20 protein-coding genes are annotated in these 24326 nt (G+C 39.1%); 8 read left to right on the top strand and 12 right to left on the bottom strand.

Features of this window, described 5'->3' with window-relative positions:
* Positions 1 to 10 precede the first annotated feature (10 nt).
* Positions 11 to 1747, bottom strand: coding sequence for a DNA polymerase III subunit gamma/tau (dnaX, locus tag I2F89_RS04595; RefSeq protein WP_074800128.1), 1737 nt, complete (start codon positions 1745 to 1747; stop codon positions 11 to 13).
* Between the two features lie 465 nt (positions 1748 to 2212).
* On the opposite strand from dnaX, the gene I2F89_RS04590 reads away from it, so the two are divergent.
* The 5 genes from I2F89_RS04590 (at position 2213) to I2F89_RS04570 (ending at position 7346) form a co-directional block, all read left to right on the top strand.
* A complete protein-coding gene (locus I2F89_RS04590) occupies positions 2213 to 3460 on the top strand; it encodes an SPFH domain-containing protein (protein WP_195513626.1) in 1248 nt (415 codons plus the stop codon).
* A 17-nt stretch (positions 3461 to 3477) separates the two neighbouring features.
* The gene (locus tag I2F89_RS04585) at positions 3478 to 4671 is read left to right on the top strand and encodes an ATP-binding protein (RefSeq protein WP_074800125.1); all 1194 of its coding nucleotides are present in this window, start codon (positions 3478 to 3480) and stop codon (positions 4669 to 4671) included.
* The gene (locus I2F89_RS04580) at positions 4668 to 5471 is read left to right on the top strand and encodes a TPM domain-containing protein (RefSeq protein WP_142432928.1); all 804 of its coding nucleotides are present in this window, start codon (positions 4668 to 4670) and stop codon (positions 5469 to 5471) included. The genes I2F89_RS04585 and I2F89_RS04580 overlap by 4 nt, the downstream gene beginning before the upstream one ends.
* A gap of 219 nt (positions 5472 to 5690) precedes the next feature.
* Positions 5691 to 5996: a hypothetical protein gene (locus I2F89_RS04575; protein WP_071867004.1), complete on the top strand. Its 306-nt coding sequence runs from the start codon at positions 5691 to 5693 to the stop codon at positions 5994 to 5996.
* Positions 5997 to 6023: 27 nt separating this feature from the next.
* Positions 6024 to 7346 (top strand): PTS sugar transporter subunit IIC, encoded by a 1323-nt coding sequence (locus I2F89_RS04570; protein WP_019722638.1) that lies wholly within the window; start codon positions 6024 to 6026, stop codon positions 7344 to 7346.
* Positions 7347 to 7485: 139 nt separating this feature from the next.
* Here the strand turns inward: I2F89_RS04570 and I2F89_RS04565 are convergent, their stop codons facing one another.
* A complete protein-coding gene (locus I2F89_RS04565; RefSeq protein ID WP_195513624.1) occupies positions 7486 to 9705 on the bottom strand; it encodes a M60 family metallopeptidase in 2220 nt (739 codons plus the stop codon).
* Positions 9706 to 10131: 426 nt separating this feature from the next.
* On the bottom strand, positions 10132 to 11322 hold the full coding sequence (locus I2F89_RS04560; protein WP_074800117.1) for an MFS transporter: 1191 nt from the start codon (positions 11320 to 11322) through the stop codon (positions 10132 to 10134).
* A gap of 256 nt (positions 11323 to 11578) precedes the next feature.
* Between I2F89_RS04560 and I2F89_RS04555 the strand changes: the two genes are divergently transcribed.
* Together I2F89_RS04555 and I2F89_RS04550 are read left to right on the top strand one after the other, a co-directional pair.
* On the top strand, positions 11579 to 12301 hold the full coding sequence (locus I2F89_RS04555; RefSeq protein WP_071867007.1) for a DUF6577 family protein: 723 nt from the start codon (positions 11579 to 11581) through the stop codon (positions 12299 to 12301).
* A gap of 11 nt (positions 12302 to 12312) precedes the next feature.
* Positions 12313 to 13359 (top strand): nucleotidyl transferase AbiEii/AbiGii toxin family protein, encoded by a 1047-nt coding sequence (locus tag I2F89_RS04550; RefSeq protein ID WP_195513622.1) that lies wholly within the window; start codon positions 12313 to 12315, stop codon positions 13357 to 13359.
* Positions 13360 to 13539: 180 nt separating this feature from the next.
* Here I2F89_RS04550 and I2F89_RS04545 read toward each other — a convergent pair whose 3' ends face one another.
* From I2F89_RS04545 to I2F89_RS04525, 5 genes are all read right to left on the bottom strand, one after another.
* Positions 13540 to 13803, bottom strand: coding sequence for a type B 50S ribosomal protein L31 (locus tag I2F89_RS04545; protein WP_010736059.1), 264 nt, complete (start codon positions 13801 to 13803; stop codon positions 13540 to 13542).
* A gap of 96 nt (positions 13804 to 13899) precedes the next feature.
* Positions 13900 to 15195 carry a transcription termination factor Rho gene (rho, locus tag I2F89_RS04540; RefSeq protein WP_010736060.1) on the bottom strand — a complete coding sequence of 432 codons (1296 nt, stop codon included), beginning with the start codon at positions 15193 to 15195 and terminating at the stop codon, positions 13900 to 13902.
* Positions 15192 to 16463: a UDP-N-acetylglucosamine 1-carboxyvinyltransferase gene (locus tag I2F89_RS04535; protein ID WP_074800108.1), complete on the bottom strand. Its 1272-nt coding sequence runs from the start codon at positions 16461 to 16463 to the stop codon at positions 15192 to 15194. The genes rho and I2F89_RS04535 overlap by 4 nt, the downstream gene beginning before the upstream one ends.
* A gap of 173 nt (positions 16464 to 16636) precedes the next feature.
* Positions 16637 to 17506 (bottom strand): class II fructose-bisphosphate aldolase, encoded by an 870-nt coding sequence (locus I2F89_RS04530; RefSeq protein WP_010736062.1) that lies wholly within the window; start codon positions 17504 to 17506, stop codon positions 16637 to 16639.
* A 262-nt stretch (positions 17507 to 17768) separates the two neighbouring features.
* Positions 17769 to 19379 carry a CTP synthase gene (locus tag I2F89_RS04525; protein WP_034689095.1) on the bottom strand — a complete coding sequence of 537 codons (1611 nt, stop codon included), beginning with the start codon at positions 19377 to 19379 and terminating at the stop codon, positions 17769 to 17771.
* Positions 19380 to 19740: 361 nt separating this feature from the next.
* Here I2F89_RS04525 and I2F89_RS04520 point away from each other — a divergent pair, with 361 nt between their 5' ends.
* A complete protein-coding gene (locus tag I2F89_RS04520; protein ID WP_195513620.1) occupies positions 19741 to 20046 on the top strand; it encodes a DUF898 family protein in 306 nt (101 codons plus the stop codon).
* Positions 20047 to 20221: 175 nt separating this feature from the next.
* Here the strand turns inward: I2F89_RS04520 and glnA are convergent, their stop codons facing one another.
* The 4 genes from glnA to miaA form a co-directional block, all read right to left on the bottom strand.
* Entirely contained in the window at positions 20222 to 21562 is a 1341-nt protein-coding gene (gene glnA / locus I2F89_RS04515) for a type I glutamate--ammonia ligase (protein ID WP_195513617.1), read from the bottom strand.
* A 29-nt stretch (positions 21563 to 21591) separates the two neighbouring features.
* Complete coding sequence (locus I2F89_RS04510) at positions 21592 to 21987, bottom strand: MerR family transcriptional regulator (RefSeq protein ID WP_010736065.1); 396 nt, start codon at positions 21985 to 21987, stop codon at positions 21592 to 21594.
* A 170-nt stretch (positions 21988 to 22157) separates the two neighbouring features.
* Entirely contained in the window at positions 22158 to 23402 is a 1245-nt protein-coding gene (gene hflX, locus I2F89_RS04505; protein ID WP_195513607.1) for a GTPase HflX, read from the bottom strand.
* Positions 23399 to 24322, bottom strand: coding sequence for a tRNA (adenosine(37)-N6)-dimethylallyltransferase MiaA (miaA, locus tag I2F89_RS04500; protein WP_071867013.1), 924 nt, complete (start codon positions 24320 to 24322; stop codon positions 23399 to 23401). The genes hflX and miaA overlap by 4 nt, the downstream gene beginning before the upstream one ends.
* Positions 24323 to 24326 lie beyond the last annotated feature (4 nt).

Below are 24326 nucleotides of genomic sequence, written 5' to 3'. Positions count from 1 at the left end.
CTCTCCTTTTCTAATCATCGATTACTGTGACTGCTGAACCGAAAAGTTCTTCAGCTTTCGTCACTACATTTTCTTGGTTTGTTTGTTCTTGAGGAAGCAATTCGATCTCGTCTGATTCATCATCAGATGCAAAAGATTCTTCGGCTTCTCCATCCTTTGCTTGGACGAGATAATTTTTTCTTAGACCGGGCCAACTTTCCCGTGTGATATAGACAGGCTCTGGCGCATAATCTTTGATCATGCGACTAAGTTGGTTGTGGATCGCTAATTGAAGCTCTTCGTCATTAGCTGCGCGCTGACAGACGATTTCATAATCAAAAGCAATCACTAGTCCATTAGGTCCTGCCGCAACTGGTTCACTTGCTTTGAGCATCGCTCGCTGGGTCACTGACAAACTCATCAAAAGATCATCCCAGACTTCTTTTACTTCATTCAAGTGTTTCCTTGTCGCCTCTTTTAGTACATTATACACCCGTTCCGTGGGAATACGGTATGTACTTGGCTGTTTTTTCTGAACAGGTGATTGCGTCGTTTGCTGATTCGCAGTGACTTTCACCGTACCATTTTTGATTTCTTTGATTTCCTTTTTCAGCTCTTGGATCTCTTGTTGCAATTGTCTTACTTGTTGCTGATCGATCTCACTAGGCACTTGCTGACTTTCATTTGCTGAAGATTGAGCTAGTTTCACTGTGGCAACCTCTAAATAAATGGTCGCGCTATTTGTAAAACGCACCTCATTTTGTGTATCGCTCAAAATTTGGATCATTTGAAACAAGCGTTGTGCCGGGATTTCTTTCGCCAATGTCGTGAATGTTTCTGTTTTGACATGTGAGGTTTCCTCTAATAGATTTGGCGCTTGCTGATACATCAATAGATCACGGCAATAAGACAACAGATCTTCTAAAAAGCGCCGTGATTCTTTTCCTGCCGCTAAAATTTGATTCAATTCTTGTAAGGCTTGTGGGATCTCTTTGCTAAAGCAAGCGGATAGATACGCATCCATCATCTCATTTGTCAAACTCCCCGTGACTTGCATCGCATCATCCAACGTGATCGTGCCATCACTGAAAGAAATCGCTTGGTCAAGAATACTTAACGCATCCCGCATCCCACCTTCTGCTGCTCGTGCGATGACAGTCAACGCAGGCGCTTCATAAGCAATCTCTGTTTGATCCAAGATATATTCTAAATGTTCGGTAATATCTGCTGCATTGATCCGTTTGAAATCAAAACGTTGTGTTCGAGAGATGATCGTTGCAGGGATTTTGTGCGGTTCAGTGGTTGCTAAAATAAAAATTACACTTTCTTTTGGTTCTTCCAGTGTTTTCAGTAAAGCATTGAACGCTCCAGTCGAAAGCATGTGGACTTCATCAATGATATAAATTTTGTAAGCGGCTTTTGTTGGTGCATAATTTGCTCGATCTCTGATGAAACGGATCTCCTCGACACCATTGTTACTTGCCGCATCGATTTCAATGACATCTTCTTGTGTCCCAGTCGTGATCGACTGACACATCTCACAATGATTACAAGGTTCACCATCTTTGCTGTTTGGGCAATTGATCGCCTTGGCAAATATTTTTGCCGCACTTGTTTTCCCTGTCCCTCTTGGTCCTGTAAACAAATAGGCATGTGAGGTTTTATGGGAAACAATCGCATTTTTCAATGTTTGTGTCACAGCTTTTTGTCCAACGATATCTTCAAATCGCTGTGAACGCCACACACGATAAAGTGCTTGATATGCCATAAGGATCCCCCTTCTTTTGAAAAATTCACTAACTTTTATTATACGTGATTTAGCAAAAAAAAACTACTATACTTTATTCGGTTGTAACAGAAGTGAGCAACACTTAGAAATAAGTCTTAACATTCAAAAAAGCTGCTCGTATTTTGGGATGTTTCGGCTAAATACCAATTTCTAACATCGTTTGGCTAGGTTGTGAAAGAAGCCTTAAACTCTAGACTATTAGACAGAAACATTCAAAATAGCTATTTCATCGTTGATTTTTTTGAGCTGTGTCCAAAGAGTTGCGTCTTGAACAGTATTTATCCAGATTCTGAAAAAAAGTTCAGTTCTAAAATGTATGGCTGAACGTGGAAAAGAGTTGCTCTGGTTTTCTACATCTTTCGACTGAGAGCATTTTCAGTCTCCTATGGTATAATACAAACATATACGTAGTAAAAAAATACTTGCTCACAGGGAGGACTTTTTATGGGACTTATTAAAGCAGCAACTAGCATGATCGGCGGCGGATTAGCAGATCAATGGATCGAAGTCATTGAACCAGACAATATGAGCGACACCACAGTTATGACAAAAGGTGTCAAGGTACGTAAAGACGATAAACGAGGATCCAATCGAAAAGGTACAGAAGATGTATTGACAGATGGCACAGTCGTTCATGTCTATCCGAACATGATGATGCTCTTGGTAGATGGTGGAAAAATCATCGATTACACAGCTGAGGAAGGCTATTATACGATCAAAAATGATGCTGCCCCTTCCATGTTCAATGGTTCATTGAAAGGTGCAATCGCTGAAACCTTCGACCGCTTTAAATTTGGTGGCGTGACACCACAAAAACAACAAGTATTCTATATCAATCTACAAGAGATCAAGGGAATCAAATTTGGCACAAGCGCTCCGTTGAATTACTTTGATAATTTCTATAATGCAGAATTATTCTTACGTGCGCATGGAACGTACTCTATCCATATCACCGATCCAATCTTATTCTATACAAATGCAATTCCTAAAAATAAGACGCAAGTTGAAATTGCAGATATCAATGAACAATATTTAGCAGAATTTTTGACTGCTCTTCAATCAGCGATCAACCAAATGTCTGCTGATGGGCAACGTATTTCCTATGTCCCATCAAAAAGTTTAGAACTAAGCAAATATATGGGCACAGCGTTAGACGATTCCTGGCGTGAGCTTCGTGGGATGGAGATTGTATCTGTCGCAGTTGCTAGCATCTCTTACACAGATGATTCGGTCAAACTCATCAACATGCGTAATGAAGGTGCCATGTTAGGCGATCCTAGTGTCCGTGAGGGCTATGTGCAAGGTTCGATTGCTCGTGGGATGGAAGCTGCAGGTAAAAATGATGCCGGTGCAATGACTGGCTTTATGGGCATGGGAATGAGCATGAATGCCAATGGCTCCTACTTAGCTCAGTCCTCACAAAATAATCAAGAACAAATCAAGCAACAACAAGAAAAACAAAACCAACAAACAGCGCAAGGCACTAATGATACATGGACTTGCCCTGTCTGTGGTACCGAAAACACTGGTAAATTCTGTTCAAACTGTGGTGGTGCAAAACCAGTAGCGAATAGTCAGCCAAAGCTCGAAATGAAATGTAGCGAATGTCATGAAGTAGTGGATCTTTCAAATGGAATTCCTAAGTTTTGTCCAAATTGTGGAAAACCATTCAAAGGTATCCCACTCGACTAGTTGAAAGGGGTGCCTGAATGGATGCTTTAACACATAAATGCCCCAATTGTGGCGGACCATTGACCTTCGATCCAAAAGATCAAAAATTTCATTGTGATTATTGCTTAAATGTTTATACAGAAGCAGAAGTCAGTCAATATGAAGAAGAACAAAAATCGGCCCGCGACATCAATGGGACTCAAGATCAACCAGTTCCAACGGATGACTTCACTTTTACAGCAGAAGAACAGCTCGATCAAATGGATGAAACAGAACGTCAAGCATTTGCAGATGCTGGTGGAACAACCCATACAGAGACAACAGCTGGACAGACGGCTACCGATGAGCAAAGCAACATGGAACTATTTTTATGTCCAAACTGCGGTGCAGAAATCGTCACAGAAGCCACTACAGCTGCTACCTATTGTTACTACTGCCATAATCCAGTCGTGCTATCAGGACGGTTAAGTGGTGACTTCTTACCAAATAAAGTCCTACCTTTTGCTGTGGAAAAAGAAGAAGCAATCAAACAGTTTCTCGCATGGACGAAGAAAAAATGGTTTGTACCAAAAGCATTTTTCAATCAGGATCAAATCGACAAATTAACTGGCGTTTATTTCCCTTATTGGGCAACCGATGCTGAACTAGATGGTTCCTTACAAGCCAACGGGACAGTGGTCAGGATCTGGCGTGTTGGTGATATCGAGTATACCGAAACAAAACAATATGCGGTTCACCGCGAAGGAAAGCTTTCCTTCAAAGAATTAGTAAAAAATGCTTTGTCAAAAAATACACAACAAAAAATGGTGGAGGCTGTCCAACCATTTCCATTAGCTAAAGCTATCGGATTCAAAAGTCAGTATCTTGCTGGTTTCCAAGCAGAGAAACGTGACATTGAGTACCAAGCAATCAAAGCAGATATCCAAAATGAGTTACGTGATTATTCCGAAAAATTGTTGCGAGATACAGCCAATGGCTATACTACTTTGACCGGAGTACGTACTTCTGCGGAAATCACTGGCGAAAAAAATGAATATGTCTTGTTACCGGTCTGGCTTGTTACTTACCGTAGCAACGATTCTAACAAGAAAGTCTATTATTATGCAATGAATGGCCAAACGGGTAAAGTTAGCGGTGTATTACCGATCAGTCATAAAAAACTCGCTTTGACCTCTTTTGGGATATTCACTGTTTTAGCGATCCTCTTTATGATTGGAGGCTATTTGATATGATGAGTAAAAAAAGTCTCTCCATTTTCTTTTTATTAGCTATTAGTTTACTGTGGACACCGATCGTAGGAGCTGCTACCCCAACAATCAATGACGACGCGAATTTATTTACAAGCGAACAAGTCAACACACTGAACCAACAAGCGAAAGAAATCAATGAAAAGATCAAAGGACAAGTATTTATCGTCACAACTACCTCAAATAGTTCAGAACCGAGAGATTTCGCTGACAACTATTTAAGAACCGCAATAGGAAATGATCAAAATGGTTCTGTTTTACTTTTAGATATGGGGCAACGAGAAATCTATATCTCCACTTCTGGAAATATGATCGACTATTTGACGGACCGCAGGATCGATTCGATTTTGGATGATGTCTATGATCAGATGACGAATGCAAACTATTATGCAGCAGCCCAAGCCTATTTGACCAAAGCTTCTACTTATGTAGATGAAGGAGTGCCTGGCGGTCATTATCGTATAGATGAAGCCACAGGTAAAATCACTCGGTATAAAGTTTTGACTACCGTCGAAATAGTGATTGCGGTGGCTTTGGCAGCTATCTTAAGCATCGCTTTTTATATGATCACCGCCTCACGATACCAATTGAAATCCGGGACATATAAATACCCATTCCGTGAAAAGGCAAGTATCAAATTGACGGACAAAACAGATCGTTTAACGAACTCCTTTGTCACGACTCGTCGTATCCCTAAAGCGCCACCCCCAGGAAGCGGTGGTGGTGGCAGCACGACTCATTCGAGTGGTGGCGGTACCTTTGGCGGCGGTGGCCGAAGTTTTTAATTCAATGAAAACAGAACACGAAACATGGATCAGACTATGAGGGAATCCCTCTATCTGGTTCATGTTTTTTTATACTATCATTAAATACTTACACACTTTCCCATACTGAAATAGGCATAGAAATAAAATTACGTTAAATAGATATATATGTTGATTTTTAATTTCATAAATGTATACTTGACTTATGTAAGCGTTTCAAAAATGAAAGGAGGTCGTACCATGAATAATAAAGAAACAGCTCCATCAATCATTCGTTTTGGGATGAAATCGGCTTGTTACTTGCTTCTTGCTTGTATCGTGAGTGGTATCTTCATTCCCTATTTATTCTATTTATTACACTGGGAAGTTCGACTGGGTGTCTTTCTCTTTCTTCCTCCCTCTTTAGCTGCTGTCATCACTGGCAATTATTATTTTATTTCAACTAATATAGGCTTTACTAAAGGATGTATCCGAACATTTCTTATTGCTACAGTCTGTCTCATGTCCGCCGCTTACTTATGGTTGTATCAAGGCATCATCTTCTAAATTCTATCGATAAAAAGGAGTGTCGAAATGTTAACAAAGTTTACAGAAATCATTGAGCGTTATTTGGCAGGTCCAATGGCTACAATTGCCAACCAAAGACATTTACGTGCCATTCGTGATGGGATCATCGCTACATTGCCACTAATTATCGTCGGTTCGTTTTTCTTGATCATTGCTTTTCCGCCCTTACCGCCCAGTTGGGGGATCTATCAGTTCTTGTCCGAAAATGCAGCAACTATTTTATTACCCTATCGCATGACCATGTATATCATGTCTCTATATGCGACATTTGGTATCGGTGCCAGTTTAGCCAAAACCTATAAACTAGATGTTGTTTCTGGCGGGTTACTCGCTACGATTGCTTTTTTGTTGACCTTTATCCCTGTCAATATTCCTCTTGAGGCTGCGGAAGCTGCTGGCACTTCTGGTTTTGTTTTGCCTATGGCCAATCTTGGCGGTGGTGGGATGTTTGTCGGAATCATAACTTCGATTTTTGCAGTCGAAGTGTATCGTTTGACGGATAAATCGAAATTCAAAATCACAATGCCTGAGCAAGTACCTCCTGCGGTTGCACGTTCTTTCGAAGCATTAACGCCAACCTTGATCGTGATTTTAGTCATGGCATCGATCAGCTATTATATCGGCTTTGATTGGCACACTGCCGTTTCAAAAATTGTCAGCCCTTTGATCAGCGCAACCGATACGTTGCCGAGTGTCTTGTTGCTGATTTTTCTAATCACTTTTTTCTGGGCATTCGGTATCCATGGCGTATCCATCATTGGTTCACTTGCTCGCCCCTTATGGTTGCAGATCTTAGAATCCAATACAACTGCAGCAGCTGCTGGTGAGGCGTTACCCAATATTGCAGCTGAACCTTTTTATCAATGGTTTGTTTGGATCGGCGGCGCAGGTTGTACGATCGGTTTAGCGATTCTGCTTGCCTTCACAGCCAAATCAAAATATGCTTCAAAACTAGGTAAGGCAATCATCACTCCTTCTATTTTCAATATCAATGAGCCAGTCATCTTTGGCGTACCGATCGTATTAAATCCGACACTGATCATTCCGTTTATCTTTGCTCCAATGGTTTGCGCAACCATCGCTTGGTTTGCGACTAAACTAGGCTTAGTCAGTGCTGTTACCATCACCGCACCATGGACGCTCCCTGGTCCTATTGGTGCTTACTTAGCTACAGGTGGTGACTGGCGGGCAGCCGTATTGAACATTTTATTAATCATTCTTTCCATTTTTATGTATTATCCATTCGTTAAGATTTATGATAAAAATGAATTAGCAAAAGAACAGGCTTTAGAAACTGAAACATCAAAAGAAACACCACTATCTAACTAATTTGAGAGATACTTAGAGTAAGATTGAGTCTACTTCTTTTATTTCATAAAAACAGCACCTACTTTCCTTAGAGAAAGAAGTAGGTGCTGTTTTTCATTACTGATTTTTTATTCTAGTGAAACTGATTTGTTTTAACTTATTACTTCAATACCCAGACACTGCTTGTTTCTGGATTGCTATTAGTATTCCACCATTTTGCTTCATAGGTCTTTCCTTTGTAGACAACTTGGTCACCACCAGAATATGCCTTGTTCGCTCCCCATTCTTCTGATTGTGTTTTATCTACTTTCTCCCAAGCCTGTGATGTATCAGGACGTTCTCCTCTGACCCACCATTTAGCACGGTATTGGATGCCGTTATAAATCACTAAGTCTCCTGCTGTGTAAATTTGGTCACTGCGCCAAGTATCTTGAATAACATTTTGCTCGTTGGTCTTGATTGTCACTGCCTGACTTTTTCCTGACTCATTACCTGCTCCATCATAAGCACTGACTTGGTAAGTATAGCTAGTATTGCTTGCTAGATTCGTATCAGTGAAATTCAAACCTGTTACTGAATTGATTTTTACACCGTCACGATAGATATTGTAGCCAGCCACACGTAGATTATCTGTCGCAGCAGTCCAAATGATCTGCGCGGTATTAGTCGTTACACTTCCCTGCGTCAAACCTGTTGGGATGCTTGGTGCTTCATCATCTTTTTCTTCTTGTCTTGTAACGACCGTCAAGAAGCTCGTTCTTTCTGATTCGTTCCCTGCTTCATCATAAGCGCTCACCTGATACACATATACTTCGTTACTCTTTAGATTTCCATCTAAATATTCAGGCTTATCCGTTGTTCCCACTTTTACGTTGTTCCTATAGATATTGTACCCTTTGACTTTCGTGTTATCTGAAGATGAGTTCCATGCTAATTTGACAGAATGACTTGTTACCTCATTCGCCGCAAGACCTGTCGGGATCGTTGGTGCTTCTTTGTCATTATTGTTCGTACCACCATCGATATCCCCTACTTCACCTGTCATCTCATCTCGGTATTCCCAGATTTTTTTAGTCAAGCTTGGTAGCTTTTCCATTTCGATTCGACTTTCAGCAGTCACTTGGATGCCCCATTTTTCAAAGAAAGGTTGCAAGTTTTGACCACTGATTTTTGAAGCTGCAACGACAAAATACTGACGTTTGTCTTGTTCCGTCGGCAGTGATCGTTGTTCGTTTCGATACATTTTATGTAAATTAGGATAGAAATCATCACCAAATGCTAGTTCCAATTGCCAGAACATTCCAAGTCTTGTCCAGACACTTTGGCTGTCAAATTGTTTTTGCCCTGTCCCATTCAAGTAGTTGAAAATAGTTGGATAACGATTATCTCTTTCTAAGCGACTACGCTCGCCCAGCGCTTTTTCTGCACGCATAGAATAGATATTTACAGTTACTTCACCTAAGTCTTTCCAATTCATTCGTGATAATTGGTAGGTATGACCAAGTTCATGCCAAATCCCCCATTGTCCCATAGTCGTAGGATTCAGTACTACTCTCATTGCATCTGAGGTGCTGCTATAAGCTGTATGTTGGTAAAAAGCGTACATATAATAGCCAGACTGAATAGTTTCTCGCAAATGTTGGAACAACCCAACTGGCTTACGATGGACAGCAGAACTACCATCTAAACCAGATGTTTGATTATGGAACGTAATGACTTTCTCATGTGCATTAAGAATCGTCTCAGGATCCTTTGCATCTTGGAGTGTTCGATTCGATCCTGTCACTAACACACGGTCACTGACTAGTTCATAGCCTACTGCTGTCGGATTATCGGCAATCATTTTTGTCCATTCTTGCTGAGTTGTTTCACCAAGAATAAATCGAGGAATCGTTACCCCGCCTTTGATTTCAATACTTAGCTTTCCTTGCGCTGTTTGACCAGATTCATTACGAATGTGGATCAGACCGACTTGCGAACCAGAAATCACATTACGTCCCTTAACCAGTTGTGTTCCATTTGCCGAGCCTTCCGAAAAATTCGTTAAAGCAGGTGTAGTAACTGTATACGTCGGTAGTTGTGTTTGATCAGTTGATTCATCTACGTATATCTCGATCACATCATTCGCACGTTTATATATTCCGGTCGATTGATTAGTACTCGGACCATATGGATTATCTAAAATAGTTGATCTATATGTATTTAGATTCTCACTCTGTTTGAGTTCTAGTTTAGTAGAAATATTTTGATTGTTTTGTACGATTGCAGAAGTGGTAGCTTTTTCATTATCCCCCGAATGAATAACTTCCTCTGCGGTAGTTACATCAGAAAACATAACCATCCCTAAAAGTGCAGCGCTAAATAATAAACTTTTCTTCATTTTTAAAATAACTCCCCTAAAATCATTTTTTATTACAAAATAACTATAACATCCGCAAGAATGTGTTATTTACCAATTTTTCTTCACATCTGAAAAAAATAAAAAAATTTTTATTTTATTTATGTTTCTACTGACAATTACCTATAAAATTGCTGTTTATACCACTATCCTTACCAAACAATGATGTAAAAAATAAATAAACAACAACACGCTTGCCATATTTTCTCACAATAATAAAAAAACATGTTTAGGCTATTAATCCTCTCCCACCACCTGAAATCGAATAAGCAGTGGAAACAGAAGTAACACTTTCAGAAATAAGGCACCATCCACGAAAATTTGAAGAACAATTTTTCGTCAATGGCACCTTATTTATCAGGGCTAAACACTTCTGTCCCATCTCGTGTTAAAATAATACTAGTTTTTTCAAGCAAATAGATTTTTCTTATACTGACCGATGAGCGCCACGAGTATAAGAAGTATCCCTGAACAAAGATAAACAACTTTCACGCCAAAAAGATCAGCAATTTTCCCCATAACTAGCATCGCAGTCGAAAAAGTGCCCATATGGATTACTCCTGATATCGCATACACAGAAAGTAACTTTTCTTCTGAAGTCTTTTGCTGAATGATCGTTGCTTGCGGAATATTTTTTATCTGGAAAAAGATTCCGATCATAAACGTACAGAGCAAAACAAATGACGCATAAGGGAGCAACACGACTAGCAAAGTTGCTACACCACCCAAAAAAGAGCCTCCTACGATTGCTTTTCCTTTACTTTTATCAAAAAAGGCCGGACTTTTCATCACGATCAAACTTCCGAGTAACGCGCCAATAAAATAAGAAGTATTGATATAGCCCCACCAGTTAGCTGGTTGTTCCAATACTACCGATACAAAAACCAGCACAATAGAAGAGGCCCATGCTGTATTGGCAATTCCTTCTATTGTATCCATGATCACGACTATCCGTATCAAAGGCTCTCTCCAAACGTATTGCCAACCTTTTTTCAACTTTTGCCATTTTGAGTGCTTTGCTGCTTTTTCAACAGCTCTAGGTAGAAATAAAAATAAAACAGAACAAACTAAAAATAGTCCCACGTCTATCCAAACTAGCTCAGAAACAGAAAACCAGATAAGTAGAGAAGCACCTACCGCCCAACTGCCGATATTAACGACTTGAAGCATCGTGCTAAATAAGCTATTTGCCCGAATCAACTGATCTTTTTTGATATATCGAGGAATAAGTGCCATACTGACTGGTTCCGCACATCCATCTAAAAATGCAATACAAGCAATCAAAAAGTAAATCACGCCTAGGTTAATTGGTTTAGGCAGATAAGAGAGATAGGCTGCTAGAACGGTCAAAAAAATGGTCTTCATTATTTGACTCCATTTCAACATTCTATCAAGCGATATTTTCATGGAGAATAAGGGTGTCAAAAAGCTAGCCAACATCATTGCTCCTGTAACGACGACTGGTACAACGGCTGAAGCAAATGCTGAATTTGTCCAAGAAAAAACTGCACTGATGATTGCTACTGTATAAATCGTATCACCAATATTCGCTACTGCTTGACCGAACATCAAACACAAAAAAGCTTTTTTATCCTTCATTTTTTTCTCCTTTTTCTGCGCCTCTTCTCTTACATGTTTTTGTTGCAAGAGATCATTAATTACCAAGGAATTAATATGAGGTTTTGCCATCCTTTTATAATCTATATTATCACAAGTTAGACTTTTAAAATTAGAGATTAGAATAATAAAAATATTCGGGTCATAATTTGATTTACACCCAATTATTTGGTAGAATTAAGCAAACATTCGGGTTGAAAATACGTTTAAACCCAATTATTTGCCTAGGAGAATTATTATGTCTAGTAATTTATACAAAAATGAGCTAATTGATTATTTAAAAAATAAATCAGAAGTTTCCACACAAGAACTCTTGCTATTTTATCGGCAATTCACTCCCGAATTACCATTGAATACCTTACGTTGGCGAATTTATGCGCTCAAACAACAAGGAATCATATATAGTCCCAAAAGAGGTGTCTATGCACTCAATGAAAAGGAGACATTTGCTTTAGCACCTAATGATAAAATTTTACGCATAGCCAACCTTTTACAAACCAAGTTTCCGTATATGAATTTCAGTATATATTCTACAGGATGGATTGGGAATCTATCCAATCACATGTATCAGACAAATAATCTGATCATTGAGATTGAGATTGATACCTTAAATGCTGCCTTTCATTATTTGAAGGAACGGTTTCCAAATACTTTTGTATCTCCGGATCAAAAGATGTATGACTACTATATTAACCCTTCAGAAGAAAATATTATTGTCAATAGGTTATATGTTGATGCTCCTTTAAATAGGTTTGATGGAAGCTTTTATACTCCTAAAATAGAAAAATTAATTGTCGATTTACTTGTGAACAATCCGATTATTCTTCCAATCAGTTCTTCAGAAATCCATACAATTATCTCTACTGCTCTAGATACGTACAATATTAATTATTCAACACTTACTCGTTACGCAAACAAGAGAAATGTACACCAAGAACTTAAAAAAATATTGCCTATATAAGGAGAAGAAGAATGATTCAAGAATCAAGTTTTACTACTGACTGGTATGCCTCTGTAGAAAATAACTATCAAAACTTAGATCATAACTTATTGGACAAAGTAACTCACGCTTTATATTTACTAGAAAAGCTTACAGATACTCAATTAGAGTTTATTTTCAAGGGTGGAACTTGTTTACTTTTATTACTGGAAAAAATCAAACGATTCTCTATTGATATTGATATTGTTATTACTGAAATAATCTCCAAAGAAAAACTTTCTGATACGTTACAAACAATTATTGACTGTTCTATTTTTACCCGATTTGAAGAACAATCACGCTATCAAACTGAGATTCCAAAGGTTCATTTCAAGTTTTTCTATCCATCGCCATTAGATGGTACAGAATCTTATGTGTTACTTGATATTTTATTTGAACCCTCTCCCTACAATCATTTAATAGAACTTCCAATCAAAAGTCCTTTTGTTGTTACTTCACCACCAAACAAAATAGTTTCCGTCCCAGATATCGAAAACATTCTAGGCGATAAGTTAACTGCATTTGCCCCAAATACTACTGGTATTCCTTACAATAAAGGAAAAGAAATGGAAATTATTAAGCAGTTATTTGATATTGAAAGTTTATTTGATCAAGCAATTGATTTAGGTAAAATAAGAGCTGCATTCATCAAATGTGCTAAACAAGAACTTATATGTCGCGAATTAAGTAGCTTGAATCCTGAAGATGTTTTAGACGATATCTTAAAGACCGCATGTATCATTGGAGGGCGTGGTAGTAGCTATAAAGAAACATTCTTAAAATTAGAAGATGGAATACGTAGAATCAAGTCTCATATCATTAGTAGAAACTATATTTTAGAAGAAGCTGTGGTCAGTGCTTCTAAAGCTGCATATTTAGCTTGTCTGTTAAAATCTAATCATACTAATATTGACCATTACAATTCCTCTAAACCTTTATCTGAACTAACTGGCGTTCCACTCTTTAAAAAAATGGGAAAGATTAAAAAATTTAGTCCAGAAGCATATTATTATTTTGTGAAGGCTCAAGAAATTATTTAGATATAACAAACGAATAAACCTAACATTTAAGATTATTCGTAAACACATAACCAGTAATCAGAAGAAACAGCAAATCGTTTTGCAGTTTTTATGAGCTCTACATAAGAATTACAAAAGATCAAAAAAAACAGACTATCCTGATAGGATAGTCTGTTAAACCTTGACTTAACAATGGTTTGATTATTCTGCAGCGTTTTCGTCTTTGAGACCGTATTTTTTGTTGAAACGGTCCACACGTCCGTCTGCTTGTGTGAATTTTTGACGTCCAGTGTAGAATGGATGTGAGTCAGAAGTTACTTCGACGCGGATGACTGGGTATGTATTACCGTCTTCCCATTCAACTGTTTCTTGTGAAGTTTTTGTTGAACCTGACAAGAATTTGAAACCAGTTGTAGAATCCAAAAATACGACTGGATGGTAATCTGGATGGATATTTTCTTTCATGCTATTCGCTCCTTTGCCCTGCTTCATTTGCTGAACCAGAGTTGATTTGTCGATTTACAACATTTACATCTTACCATGTTTCCTATAAGCTTGCAATTATCTTTTTAAATTTCTTGTGGGATTTTTTTTGCCAAAAGAAACATCTTGGAAATCTTTAAAAAATTGTTGGTTATTTTTAGTTTTTCGCAAGAAACGGATCAATTGTTCCGTATATTCTAATGAGTCGCCAATCATATGCTTACGGAGTTTCCAGATTTCTTCTAGCTGATCACTATCCATCAACAACTCTTCTTTACGAGTACCTGATTTTTTGATGTCGATGGCAGGGAAAATACGGCGTTCTGATAATTCACGAGATAGTTGTAATTCTAAGTTCCCTGTTCCTTTGAATTCTTCGTAGATGACATCATCCATCCGACTCCCAGTATCAACTAATGCCGTAGCCAAAATCGTTAAGCTACCGCCTTCTTCAATATTTCTGGCAGCGCCAAAGAATTTTTTCGGTTTGTACAGTGCAGCAGGATCGATCCCTCCACTCAATGTACGACCACTTGGTGGTACCACTAGATTATAAGCACGAGCTAAGCGAGTGATACTGTCCATCAAGATGACGACATCCCGTTTATCTTCAACTAAACGCATGGCACGCTCTAAAACCAATTCAGAAACCCGCGTGTGGTTTTGTGGTTGCAGATCAAATGTGGAAGAAACCACATCGCCTTTGACACTACGCTCAAGATCGGTTACTTCTTCAGGTCTTTCGTCGATCAATAGAACGATCAACTCCACTTCTGGATGATTTTCAGTGATCCCATTAGCGATTTCTTTTAAGATGGATGTTTTTCCTGCTTTCGGCGGTGCAACGATCAACCCACGTTGTCCAAAGCCAATCGGCGAGAAAATATCGATCATGCGTGTTGCAATTTGTTGCGGTGTCGTTTCTAAACGAAGTTGCTTCTCCGGATAAAGCGGCGTCAATGCTGGGAAATGCGGGCGCTCTTTCGCATCTTCAGGATCTCTCCCATTGACACTTTCAACGTGCATCAATCCGTAATATCGTTCTGATTCTTTAGGCGGTCTTGCTTTACCAGCTACTTTGTCACCGTTTCTTAAACTGAAGCGACGAATTTGGGAGGCAGAGATATAAATATCTTCGACACTTGGACCATAGTTGATCGGACGCAAAAAACCATAGCCGTCTTGTCCAACGATATCTAAAATCCCCTCCATATAGTAAAAGCCTTGTTTTTCAGCCTGAGCTCGAATAACAGCTAGGGATAATTCCTTTTTGTTCATCTTACTATAATAAGGAATCTTGAATTCTTTTGCATAACTGTAAACATCTTTTAGTGTTTTGTTTTCCAGTTCGGCCATTGTCAAATAATCGCTCATTCGGCTTCCACTTCCTCCACCATTTTGATACTTGCTCCAATTGCTGTTAATTTCTCGATGATATGATCATAGCCACGCAAAATATATTCGACATTATAAATCGTTGTCGTGCCTTCTGCCATCAATCCAGCAATGACTAAACAAGCACCTGCACGCAAATCTGAGGCAACGACCTCCGCGCCATGAAGTTTATTCGGCCCATTTAGGATGATCATATTCCCTTCTACTGAAATATCAGCACCCATTCGTGCTAATTCAGGGACATGATTCACTCTTTTGGAATAGATCGTGTCCATGATTTCAGCTGTTCCTGTAGTCATCAATAATAACGGTGTCAACGGTTGTTGTAAGTCTGTGGCAAAACCTGGATACGGATAAGTCATCACATTCGCGGCTTTTAAATTCTTTGAAGGATAGACTTCGATCTCGTCTTCACTGATTTTCATGCTCACACCGATTTCTTGAAGTTTAGCAATAAAACTTTCAAGATGCTCATAGATCACATTCTTGATTTTTATACCATTTCCTGCAGCAGCAGCTACAGCCAAATAAGTCCCTGCTTCGATACGGTCAGGAATCATGAAATGACGGCAACCATGCAGTTCTTCTACTCCTTCAATACGAATCACGTCAGTGCCTGCTCCACGGATCTTGGCACCCATATTGTTCAATAATGTCGCAACATCAATGATTTCAGGTTCACGCGCCGCATTTTCGATCGTCGTCTGTCCTTTTGCTTTCACTGCGGCTAACATGATATTGATCGTTGCACCAACAGAAATCACATCCATAAACACACGATTTCCATGAAGCGTTTTGTTTTCTGTTCGTAGGTACATCGCACCATGTTCATTTGTGACTTTTGCTCCTAACGCTTCAAATCCTTTGATATGAAGGTCGATTGGACGCGGACCAAGGTAACAGCCACCTGGTAGACCAACAACTGCTTCGCCAAATTTAGCTAATAACGTGCCCATAAAATAGTAAGAAGCACGCAAGCTATTGATCTTCCCACTTGGCATCGGTACTGAAACGACACCGCGTGGATCGATTTCTAATACATTGTTTTCAAAACGGACAGTCGCGCCCATAATTTCTAAAATTTCTATCAATGAATGAACATCTTGAATGTCAGGTACACCTTCCAAGATCACAGGAGAATCTGCTAAAATCGCTGCTGGTATTAAGGCAACTGCACTGTTTTTAGCACCACTGATCGTTACTTCACCAGTCAATGGACGATTTCCTTCGATGATTATTTTTTTCATTTGTTCCCCACCTTGTTTATTCCTCAAATTTTATACATATGCTTGTATTTTATCATAGATGAAACGAAGAAACGAGTATCGTTCCTTTTATTTAAATAAAAAAAGAGAACAATCGCCGGATCGGCACATTGTTCTCTTCTATCAGTTATCTCGTTTGATCTAACTTTAATCGATTATGCTTTGTTAGCAGAACCGAACCAGTCGATATGAGATTCAGCATCTTTAACGATTGCTGCTTTACCTGGTGCTAATAATTTACGAGGGTCAAATCCTTTACCTTCGCGGTCTTTACCAGCTTCGATATATTCACGAGTTGCTGCAGCAAATGATAATTGGAATTCAGTGTTCACATTTACTTTAGAAATACCCATTGAGATAGCTTTTTCGATTTGATCTTGAGGAATACCAGATCCGCCGTGTAATACTAAAGGTACATCTGAACCTACAGCATCAGCAATTGCTTGTAAGTGATCAAATGCTAATCCGCTCCAGTTTTCTGGATATTGACCGTGGATGTTACCAATACCACATGCTAAGTAGTCAATACCTGTTGCTACCATTTGTTTACATTCTTCGATGTCTGCTAATTCGCCTGTTCCGATGATTCCATCTTCTTCTCCACCGATTGAACCAACTTCACACTCAACTGAGATTCCTTTAGCGTGAGCTTTTTCAACAACGTCTCTAGCTAATTTCAAGTTTTCTTCGAATGGTAAATGAGAACCATCGAACATAACTGAAGTATAGCCAACTTCGATACATTCTAATGCTGCATCGTAGTCACCATGGTCTAAATGGATTGCCACTGGAACAGTGATGTTCATTGATTCAACTAAATTAGTGATCATGTCTTTACATACTTTGTAACCACCCATGTATTTAGCTGCACCCATTGAAGTTTGGATAAGTACTGGTGCTTTTTTAGCTTCAGCTGCTTCTAAGATCGCTTGAGTCCATTCTAAGTTGTTTGTGTTGAACCCGCCGACAGCATAACCGCCTTTACGAGCAGCTTGTAAAAATTCAGCTCCTGATACTACTGGCATAATAAATTCCTCCTAAATTTTGTGAAAACTAAATTTGTTAAGATGATCCTTAACCAACGAACCTATTTTACCAAACATTTCACTAGTTTTCTACTAAAATCAATAAAAATGAAAATTTTCAAGACGCTTTTTTCATTAAATAAATAAAATTCACTGAAATATCGTAGGTAAAAGGTTCTCTATAAACATTTAAAATATTTATTAATAACAATTCTAATAATTTGACACCCGCTGATTTTGACGGATCAATTCCTAGCATTTTTTATTTTGATTCGCGTTCCGTTAACGAAGCACCAACAAATGCTTTGATCAATTTCTGTGGACGGTTCGGACGTGAGATCAATTCTGGATGGAATTGACATCCAACAAAGAATTTCTTCTCGGTGATCTCAACGATCTCAACTAAACGATTGTCTGGAGATACACCTGAAAAGACTAAACCATGTGCTTCAAATTGTTGACGGTATTTGTTGTTGAATTCATAGCGATGACGGTGACGTTCTTGGACAACTTCTGCACCATCATAAGCTGTAGCAGTAGTCGTGCCTTTTTTGACTTTACATGGGTAAAGCCCTAAACGCAATGTTCCACCAAGATTTTCAACGTTCTCTTGATCTGCCATCAAGTCGATGATGTTGTTTGTCGTTTCTGGAATTGTTTCTGCTGAAGCAGCATCTTCTAGACCTACGACATTGCGAGCAAATTCAACACAAGCCATTTGCATCCCTAAACAAATCCCTAAGAATGGGACATCATTTTCACGAGCATAACGAATGGCTTCGATTTTCCCTTCGATTCCTCGATCACCAAAACCACCTGGTACTAAGATCCCATCTGCCTCTTTCAATCGTTCGTCCACATTTTCACTCGTCAATTCATGTGCTTTGACCCAATCCAATTCGATATCTGCATCAAATGCAAAGCCTGAATGTTTCAATGCTTCCACAACTGAAATATACGCATCAGGTAATTCAACATATTTCCCTACTAAAGCAATGCGAACTTTTTTCTTCAAGTTCAAGACACGATTTTCTAATGCTTTCCATTCTGTCATATCTGCTTCTGGCGTTGAGAGCTTCAAATGATCACAAACGATCCGATCCATTCCTTGTGATTGCAATAATAACGGGATTGAATATAGTGTATCTACGTCTGGTGATTCGATCACGGCTTCTGGTTCAACGTCACAAAATTGTGCCAATTTATTTTTGACATCTTGAGATACAGGTTGCTCTGTGCGCACGACTAAGATATTTGGTTGGATACCTAATCCACGTAACTCTTTCACGCTATGTTGTGTTGGTTTAGTTTTCATTTCACCAGCCGCTTTTAAATAAGGAATCAACGTTGTATGGATATACATCACGTTATCAGAACCAACATCAGCTTTCATTTGACGCAACGCTTCTAAGAATGGTAGTGATTCAATATCCCCAACTGTGCCGCCGACCTCTGTGATAATGATATCTGAGTCAGTCATTTTAGCTGCACGCATGATTTTTTCTTTGATTTCATTTGTAATATGCGGAATCACTTGGACAGTTGCGCCTAAGTACTCCCCTTTACGTTCTTTACGCAAGACTTCTGAATAAATTTTTCCTGTCGTCACATTGGAGTATTTGTTCAAGTTGATGTCAATAAAACGTTCGTAGTGGCCTAAGTCCAAATCCGTTTCTGCTCCATCATCCGTAACGAAAACTTCTCCGTGTTGGTATGGACTCATTGTCCCTGGGTCCACGTTGATGTATGGATCAAATTTTTGGATCGTTACTTTCAATCCACGATTTTTCAACAAACGGCCTAAAGATGCTGCTACGATCCCTTTACCAATCGATGAAACCACGCCGCCTGTCACAAAAATGTATTTTGTCATATGTTCAAAAACTCCTTCTTGTTTTATCTGCAGGAAAAGTCTAAGAAAATAAATAAGGCTCCCTATCCTTCTAAAGAATAGGGAGCGTTGATTTCTGTAAACTTCTGACCCTCTAAAAGGGTGCCCAAGGTGTATATTACAAGCTATCTAAACGAAAGTCAAGTATTCAATTATGATTGAACAAATTCACTAAACAAGGATACACTCACTTTCGTAAAAGACTTTGATTAGTATTCAATTGATCAAAGTAAGAGGGAAAATGGCAACATAGGAAATGTTACCGAAATTTTAGGAAAATATAGGCAGAAAATGTTACTATTAATATTGAATTAAAAAATATATCCAGAAAAGAGGAATATTTATGAAAGAATCTTATTTTGATGGTGGACTTGCTACTTATATTGGTACATCGATTTTAACTTCACTTATCACCATATTAACGTTAGGTATCTGCGCACCTTGGGGATTTTGTTTTTTGTATAATTGGAAAATCAAACATACTGTAATCAACGGAAAAAGACTCTATTTCGATGGTACAGCAATGCAATTATTTGGTCATTGGATCAAATGGTTATTACTCACTCTCATTACTTTAGGAATATATGGTTTCTGGTTAACTATTAAATTAGAACAATGGCGAGTGAAACACACACATACAATCGATTGATGTTTACATATGATATTAAATAAATAGCAGTAAATCAGTTCCTTAAAATTCATCGCAAAACTAATTAATATACTTACAAGAAATGCATATTCCGTAGATAAAAAAATGCCGAATCATGGATGGTTACTCCATAGATTCGGCATTTTACATTTTTTATTATTTTCTACAGACTAGATCAATAAAGCTCTAAATATTGTTCTCTTTCCCATTCAGAAACGGTTTGTCTAAAGGCAGCCCATTCCAGACGTTTTGCCTCCACAAAGTTTGCAAAGATATGATTGCCTAACGCATCGATCATCACTTTGTCTTTGCGTAATTCTTTGATGGCATTGTGGATCGTTGATGGCAGATCTTGGATTTGTGCTTCTTCACGTTCTTCTTCGTTCATCACGTAGATGTTACGATCAACAGCCGGTGGTGGTGTCAATTCATTACGGATACCATCTAAACCTGCTTGTAATAAAACAGCCATTGCTAGGTATGGGTTCGCTGCTGGATCGACAGAACGTAATTCTAAACGAGTGGATAAACCACGAGATTCCGGTACACGTACCAATGGCGAACGATTACGTCCACTCCATGCCACATAAACAGGTGCTTCGTAACCTGGAACTAAACGTTTATAAGAGTTGACCGTTGGATTGCAGACTGCCGTATACGCGCGCGCATGTTTCAATAAGCCACCTAAGAAATGATACGCAGTTTGACTTAATTCTAAATCTCCGTTTTTATCGTAAAAGGCATTTCCATCTTCATTGAATAGAGACATATTGCAGTGCATGCCAGAACCGTTGATCCCGAATAATGGTTTTGGCATGAAAGTCGCATGCAAGCCATGTTTACGAGCGATGGTTTTCACGACTAATTTAAACGTTTGGATATTGTCACAAGCATCAACGACATCCGCATATTTGAAGTCGATCTCGTGTTGTCCAGGAGCCACTTCATGGTGAGAAGCCTCCACTTCAAAGCCTAAGCTTTCTAATTCCAATACGATATCTCGACGGCAATTTTCGCCTAGATCCGTTGGTGCAAAATCGAAGTAACCACCTTTGTCATTCAACGTCGTTGTGATGCCACCATCTTCATCTAATTTGAACAAGAAGAATTCTGGTTCAGGCCCTAAATTAAATGAGGTAAAGCCAAGTTTTTTCATATCATTTAATGAACGTTTCAGATTGCCACGAGGGTCACCAGCAAACGGAGTACCGTCTGGATTATAAATATCACAAATCAGGCGCGCCACTTTGCCGTGGTCGCTTTCCCATGGGAAAATCATCCAAGTAGAAAGATCAGGATACAAGTACATATCACTTTCTTCGATTCTGACAAATCCTTCAATCGAAGAACCATCAAACATCATTTTATTCTCAAGTACTTTGTCGATTTGACTCACTGGAACTTCAACATTTTTGATTGTTCCTAATATATCTGTAAACATCAAACGTAAAAAGCGTACGTTCTCATCCTCAATGATTCGTTTAATCTCTTCGCCTGTGATTTGTTTCTTTACCATGGTATCCCTCTTTCTTTTTTTTATTTCATTCAGTCAAAGTATTGACGTTGTTGCAAGCCTTGTGACTGATAATGTCCTGTTTTGGCTAACCCGCCTTGAGCTAATATCTCATCACGGAAAATTTGACGAACGTCGTGATCGGTCAGCGGTTTTTTACTTTTTTCTTCTTGTTTTTTCGCCTGTGCCATTTCATAGACCCGTTTGATTCCAGCCATATTCAATCCTTCTGAAAGATAGTCTTTGATCTCTAATAAAATATCGATATCATTCAGTGAATACATGCGTCGATTCCCTTCACTTCTCTCAGGGTGAACAAATTCCTGTTCTTCATAATACCTGATTTGTCGAGCAGTCAAGTCTGTTAGTTTCATAACTGTACCAATTGGAAATACTGACATTGAACGACGTAATTCCTTTTCTCCCATCTGACGTCTCCTTTCGTCCTATCAATTGAATAAAGTATACCAATCACAAAAAAGACTGTCAACCTCTCATGTTAGGTTTCCTTACATAAGAAACGGTTTTTTTTATAAAAAAACTTGATCCACTTCTAAATGAAGTCGATCAAGCTCGTTTTTTTCTTATTATTTCATTTTTAAAATAACTCATCTTTTTTTAGCCATTTTGAATTTTCATTCGCAAATCCACGTACTTCATAGCTATTTTGTTCTTCAATGAAGTGTTCATCTAATACAAGTGTCTGCCGTCTCAACTCACTTAATGTTTGTCCTTGGTCACTCGGCACAAGTTTCGTATAAGGAAGCATCAACTCCATCAACTGCCGTTTGATGGCCTCGATCAAGCGTTCTTTCCCCTCTTGTGTCTGAGCAGAAATCAAGACATTCGGAAATAAAGTCGGTGTAAACCCTGCTGTATCGATCTGGTCTGATTTATTATACACAGTCAATACAGGCATTTCTTTCATATCTAACTCATCCATCAACTTTAAAACCGTTTGTTCTTGCAAGATTCGATCAGAAGAACTTGCATCGACAACATGGAGCAAGAGATCCATCCCTTGGCTTTCTTCAAGGGTTGAATGGAACGCATCAATCAACTGGGTGGGCAGATCTTGGATAAAACCAACGGTATCCGTTACAGTCAATTCGAATCCTTCCGCAAAACGCCATTTTTTCGTCAGCGGATCAAGGGTGGCAAATAGTTGATCTTTCGCATATGATTCGGCCTGCGTCAATAAATTAAGGATTGTTGATTTACCCGCATTCGTGTAACCGATCAAACCAATTTGAAACACTTCACTACTTTGTCTTTTTTGCCGATTACGTTCTCGATGGGCCTCCACTGCTTTTAGCTCTCTTTTTACGCCTAAGATCTTGTTTCGGATATGCCGACGATCCGTTTCCAGTTTCGTTTCTCCTGGTCCCCTTGTACCGATCCCACCACCAAGACGAGAAAGCGACTCGCCTTGTCCAGCAAGACGAGGTAGTAGGTATTGCAATTGCGCCAATTCGACTTGCAGTTTTCCTTCTTTAGATCGCGCACGCATCGCAAAGATATCCAAGATCAATTGGACTCGATCAATGACCGGCGCCCCTACTGCATCGGTAATCAGCTGACTTTGACGCGGAGTCAATTCGTGGTTGAATATGACAAGATCTGCCTCATAAGCATCTGCTAATTGAGTCAATTCTTGAAGCTTTCCTTTACCGATCAACGTTTGACGATCCACTTGCGGTCGTTTTTGCGTGAGTCTATATACGACTTCACCAGCTGCTGTATCGATCAATTGTTCCAATTCTTTCATTGATTCAGCAAAATATCGCTGATTTTCTTCCGTTTCCACACCAACAATGATTACTTTTTCTTTTGCTTCTCTCATGTCCTCACCTCTTTCAGCCAACCTTCGATGGCATTTTCGATCTCTGCTAGATCTGTCGGTTTTTTCAAGAGATCGAACCAATGCGCCGTCAAGCGATTACGAAACCAAGTCAGTTGTCGTTTGGCATAGCGCCGAGAGTTCAATTTGATTTGTTCGACTGCCTCATCTAGAGTGATGTTTTCTTCAAAATAAGGAAAGAATTCTTTATAGCCGATCCCTTGACTGGCTTGAACCGCCCCTAATTCATAGACCTTTCTTGCTTCTGCAATCAATCCCTCTGTGAGCATTTGATCCACTCGTTGGTTGATTCTACTATAAAGGAACTCACGCTCCGTATCCAGACCGATCATATAATAATCATACAAGCACTCAGGTCTTTCTTTCGGTGCCATGATACTGTAGCCTGTTGTCTCAAATACTTCTAATGCGCGAATCACTTTTCGCTGATTATTCCAATGGATTTTTCCCGCCGCAAGCGGATCGCGTTCATTCAAATAAGCCCAAAGTTGTTCTTTTCCTAGTTCTTCAGCCATTTTTTCATATTTCTCTCGAATAGCAGAATCCGTTTCTTCATTTGCTCCTAATTGAAAATCGTACAATAACGATTGAATATATAAACCGGTGCCACCGACGATGATCGGCAAATGTCCTCTTTCGGTGATTTCCTTGATCAACTTGCGACCTGCCTGTTGAAAATCCGCTGCCGAATACTGCTGGTCTGGCTCGATCACATCAATCAAATGATGAGGAATCCCCATCATTTCAGCTGGCTTGATTTTTGCCGTACCGATATCCAGATGTTTATAAATTTGTAAGGAATCTCCACTGATGATCTCGCCGTTGAATTTTTGGGCAAGTGTCACACTTAACGCTGTTTTACCAACTGCTGTGGGTCCTACGATCACTAATACTTTTTCCATATGG

This window comes from Enterococcus sp. 1001283B150225_161107_E12, assembly GCF_015556925.1.
In the GTDB taxonomy this organism is placed as follows: Bacteria; Bacillota; Bacilli; order Lactobacillales; family Enterococcaceae; genus Enterococcus_B; species Enterococcus_B mundtii.
Note: the sequence above shows the minus strand (reverse complement) of the source record. Positions and strands in the feature narration are given on the sequence as shown.

Excerpts from the sequence above, each read along its gene's own strand:
- I2F89_RS04530 (WP_010736062.1), bottom strand. The coding sequence starts at position 17,506 with ATGCCAGTAGTATCAGGAGCTGAATTTTTACAAGCTGCTCGTAAAGGC.
- I2F89_RS04520 (WP_195513620.1), top strand. The coding sequence starts at position 19,741 with ATGAAAGAATCTTATTTTGATGGTGGACTTGCTACTTATATTGGTACA.
- miaA (WP_071867013.1), bottom strand. The coding sequence starts at position 24,322 with ATGGAAAAAGTATTAGTGATCGTAGGACCCACAGCAGTTGGTAAAACA.
- dnaX (WP_074800128.1), bottom strand. The coding sequence starts at position 1,747 with ATGGCATATCAAGCACTTTATCGTGTGTGGCGTTCACAGCGATTTGAA.
- I2F89_RS04590 (WP_195513626.1), top strand. The coding sequence starts at position 2,213 with ATGGGACTTATTAAAGCAGCAACTAGCATGATCGGCGGCGGATTAGCA.
- glnA (WP_195513617.1), bottom strand. The coding sequence starts at position 21,562 with ATGGTAAAGAAACAAATCACAGGCGAAGAGATTAAACGAATCATTGAG.
- I2F89_RS04550 (WP_195513622.1), top strand. The coding sequence starts at position 12,313 with ATGATTCAAGAATCAAGTTTTACTACTGACTGGTATGCCTCTGTAGAA.
- I2F89_RS04510 (WP_010736065.1), bottom strand. The coding sequence starts at position 21,987 with ATGGGAGAAAAGGAATTACGTCGTTCAATGTCAGTATTTCCAATTGGT.
- I2F89_RS04525 (WP_034689095.1), bottom strand. The coding sequence starts at position 19,379 with ATGACAAAATACATTTTTGTGACAGGCGGCGTGGTTTCATCGATTGGT.
- I2F89_RS04570 (WP_019722638.1), top strand. The coding sequence starts at position 6,024 with ATGTTAACAAAGTTTACAGAAATCATTGAGCGTTATTTGGCAGGTCCA.
- I2F89_RS04565 (WP_195513624.1), bottom strand. The coding sequence starts at position 9,705 with ATGAAGAAAAGTTTATTATTTAGCGCTGCACTTTTAGGGATGGTTATG.
- hflX (WP_195513607.1), bottom strand. The coding sequence starts at position 23,402 with ATGAGAGAAGCAAAAGAAAAAGTAATCATTGTTGGTGTGGAAACGGAA.
- I2F89_RS04575 (WP_071867004.1), top strand. The coding sequence starts at position 5,691 with ATGAATAATAAAGAAACAGCTCCATCAATCATTCGTTTTGGGATGAAA.
- I2F89_RS04555 (WP_071867007.1), top strand. The coding sequence starts at position 11,579 with ATGTCTAGTAATTTATACAAAAATGAGCTAATTGATTATTTAAAAAAT.
- I2F89_RS04545 (WP_010736059.1), bottom strand. The coding sequence starts at position 13,803 with ATGAAAGAAAATATCCATCCAGATTACCATCCAGTCGTATTTTTGGAT.
- I2F89_RS04535 (WP_074800108.1), bottom strand. The coding sequence starts at position 16,463 with ATGAAAAAAATAATCATCGAAGGAAATCGTCCATTGACTGGTGAAGTA.
- I2F89_RS04580 (WP_142432928.1), top strand. The coding sequence starts at position 4,668 with ATGATGAGTAAAAAAAGTCTCTCCATTTTCTTTTTATTAGCTATTAGT.
- rho (WP_010736060.1), bottom strand. The coding sequence starts at position 15,195 with ATGAGCGATTATTTGACAATGGCCGAACTGGAAAACAAAACACTAAAA.
- I2F89_RS04560 (WP_074800117.1), bottom strand. The coding sequence starts at position 11,322 with ATGAAGGATAAAAAAGCTTTTTTGTGTTTGATGTTCGGTCAAGCAGTA.
- I2F89_RS04585 (WP_074800125.1), top strand. The coding sequence starts at position 3,478 with ATGGATGCTTTAACACATAAATGCCCCAATTGTGGCGGACCATTGACC.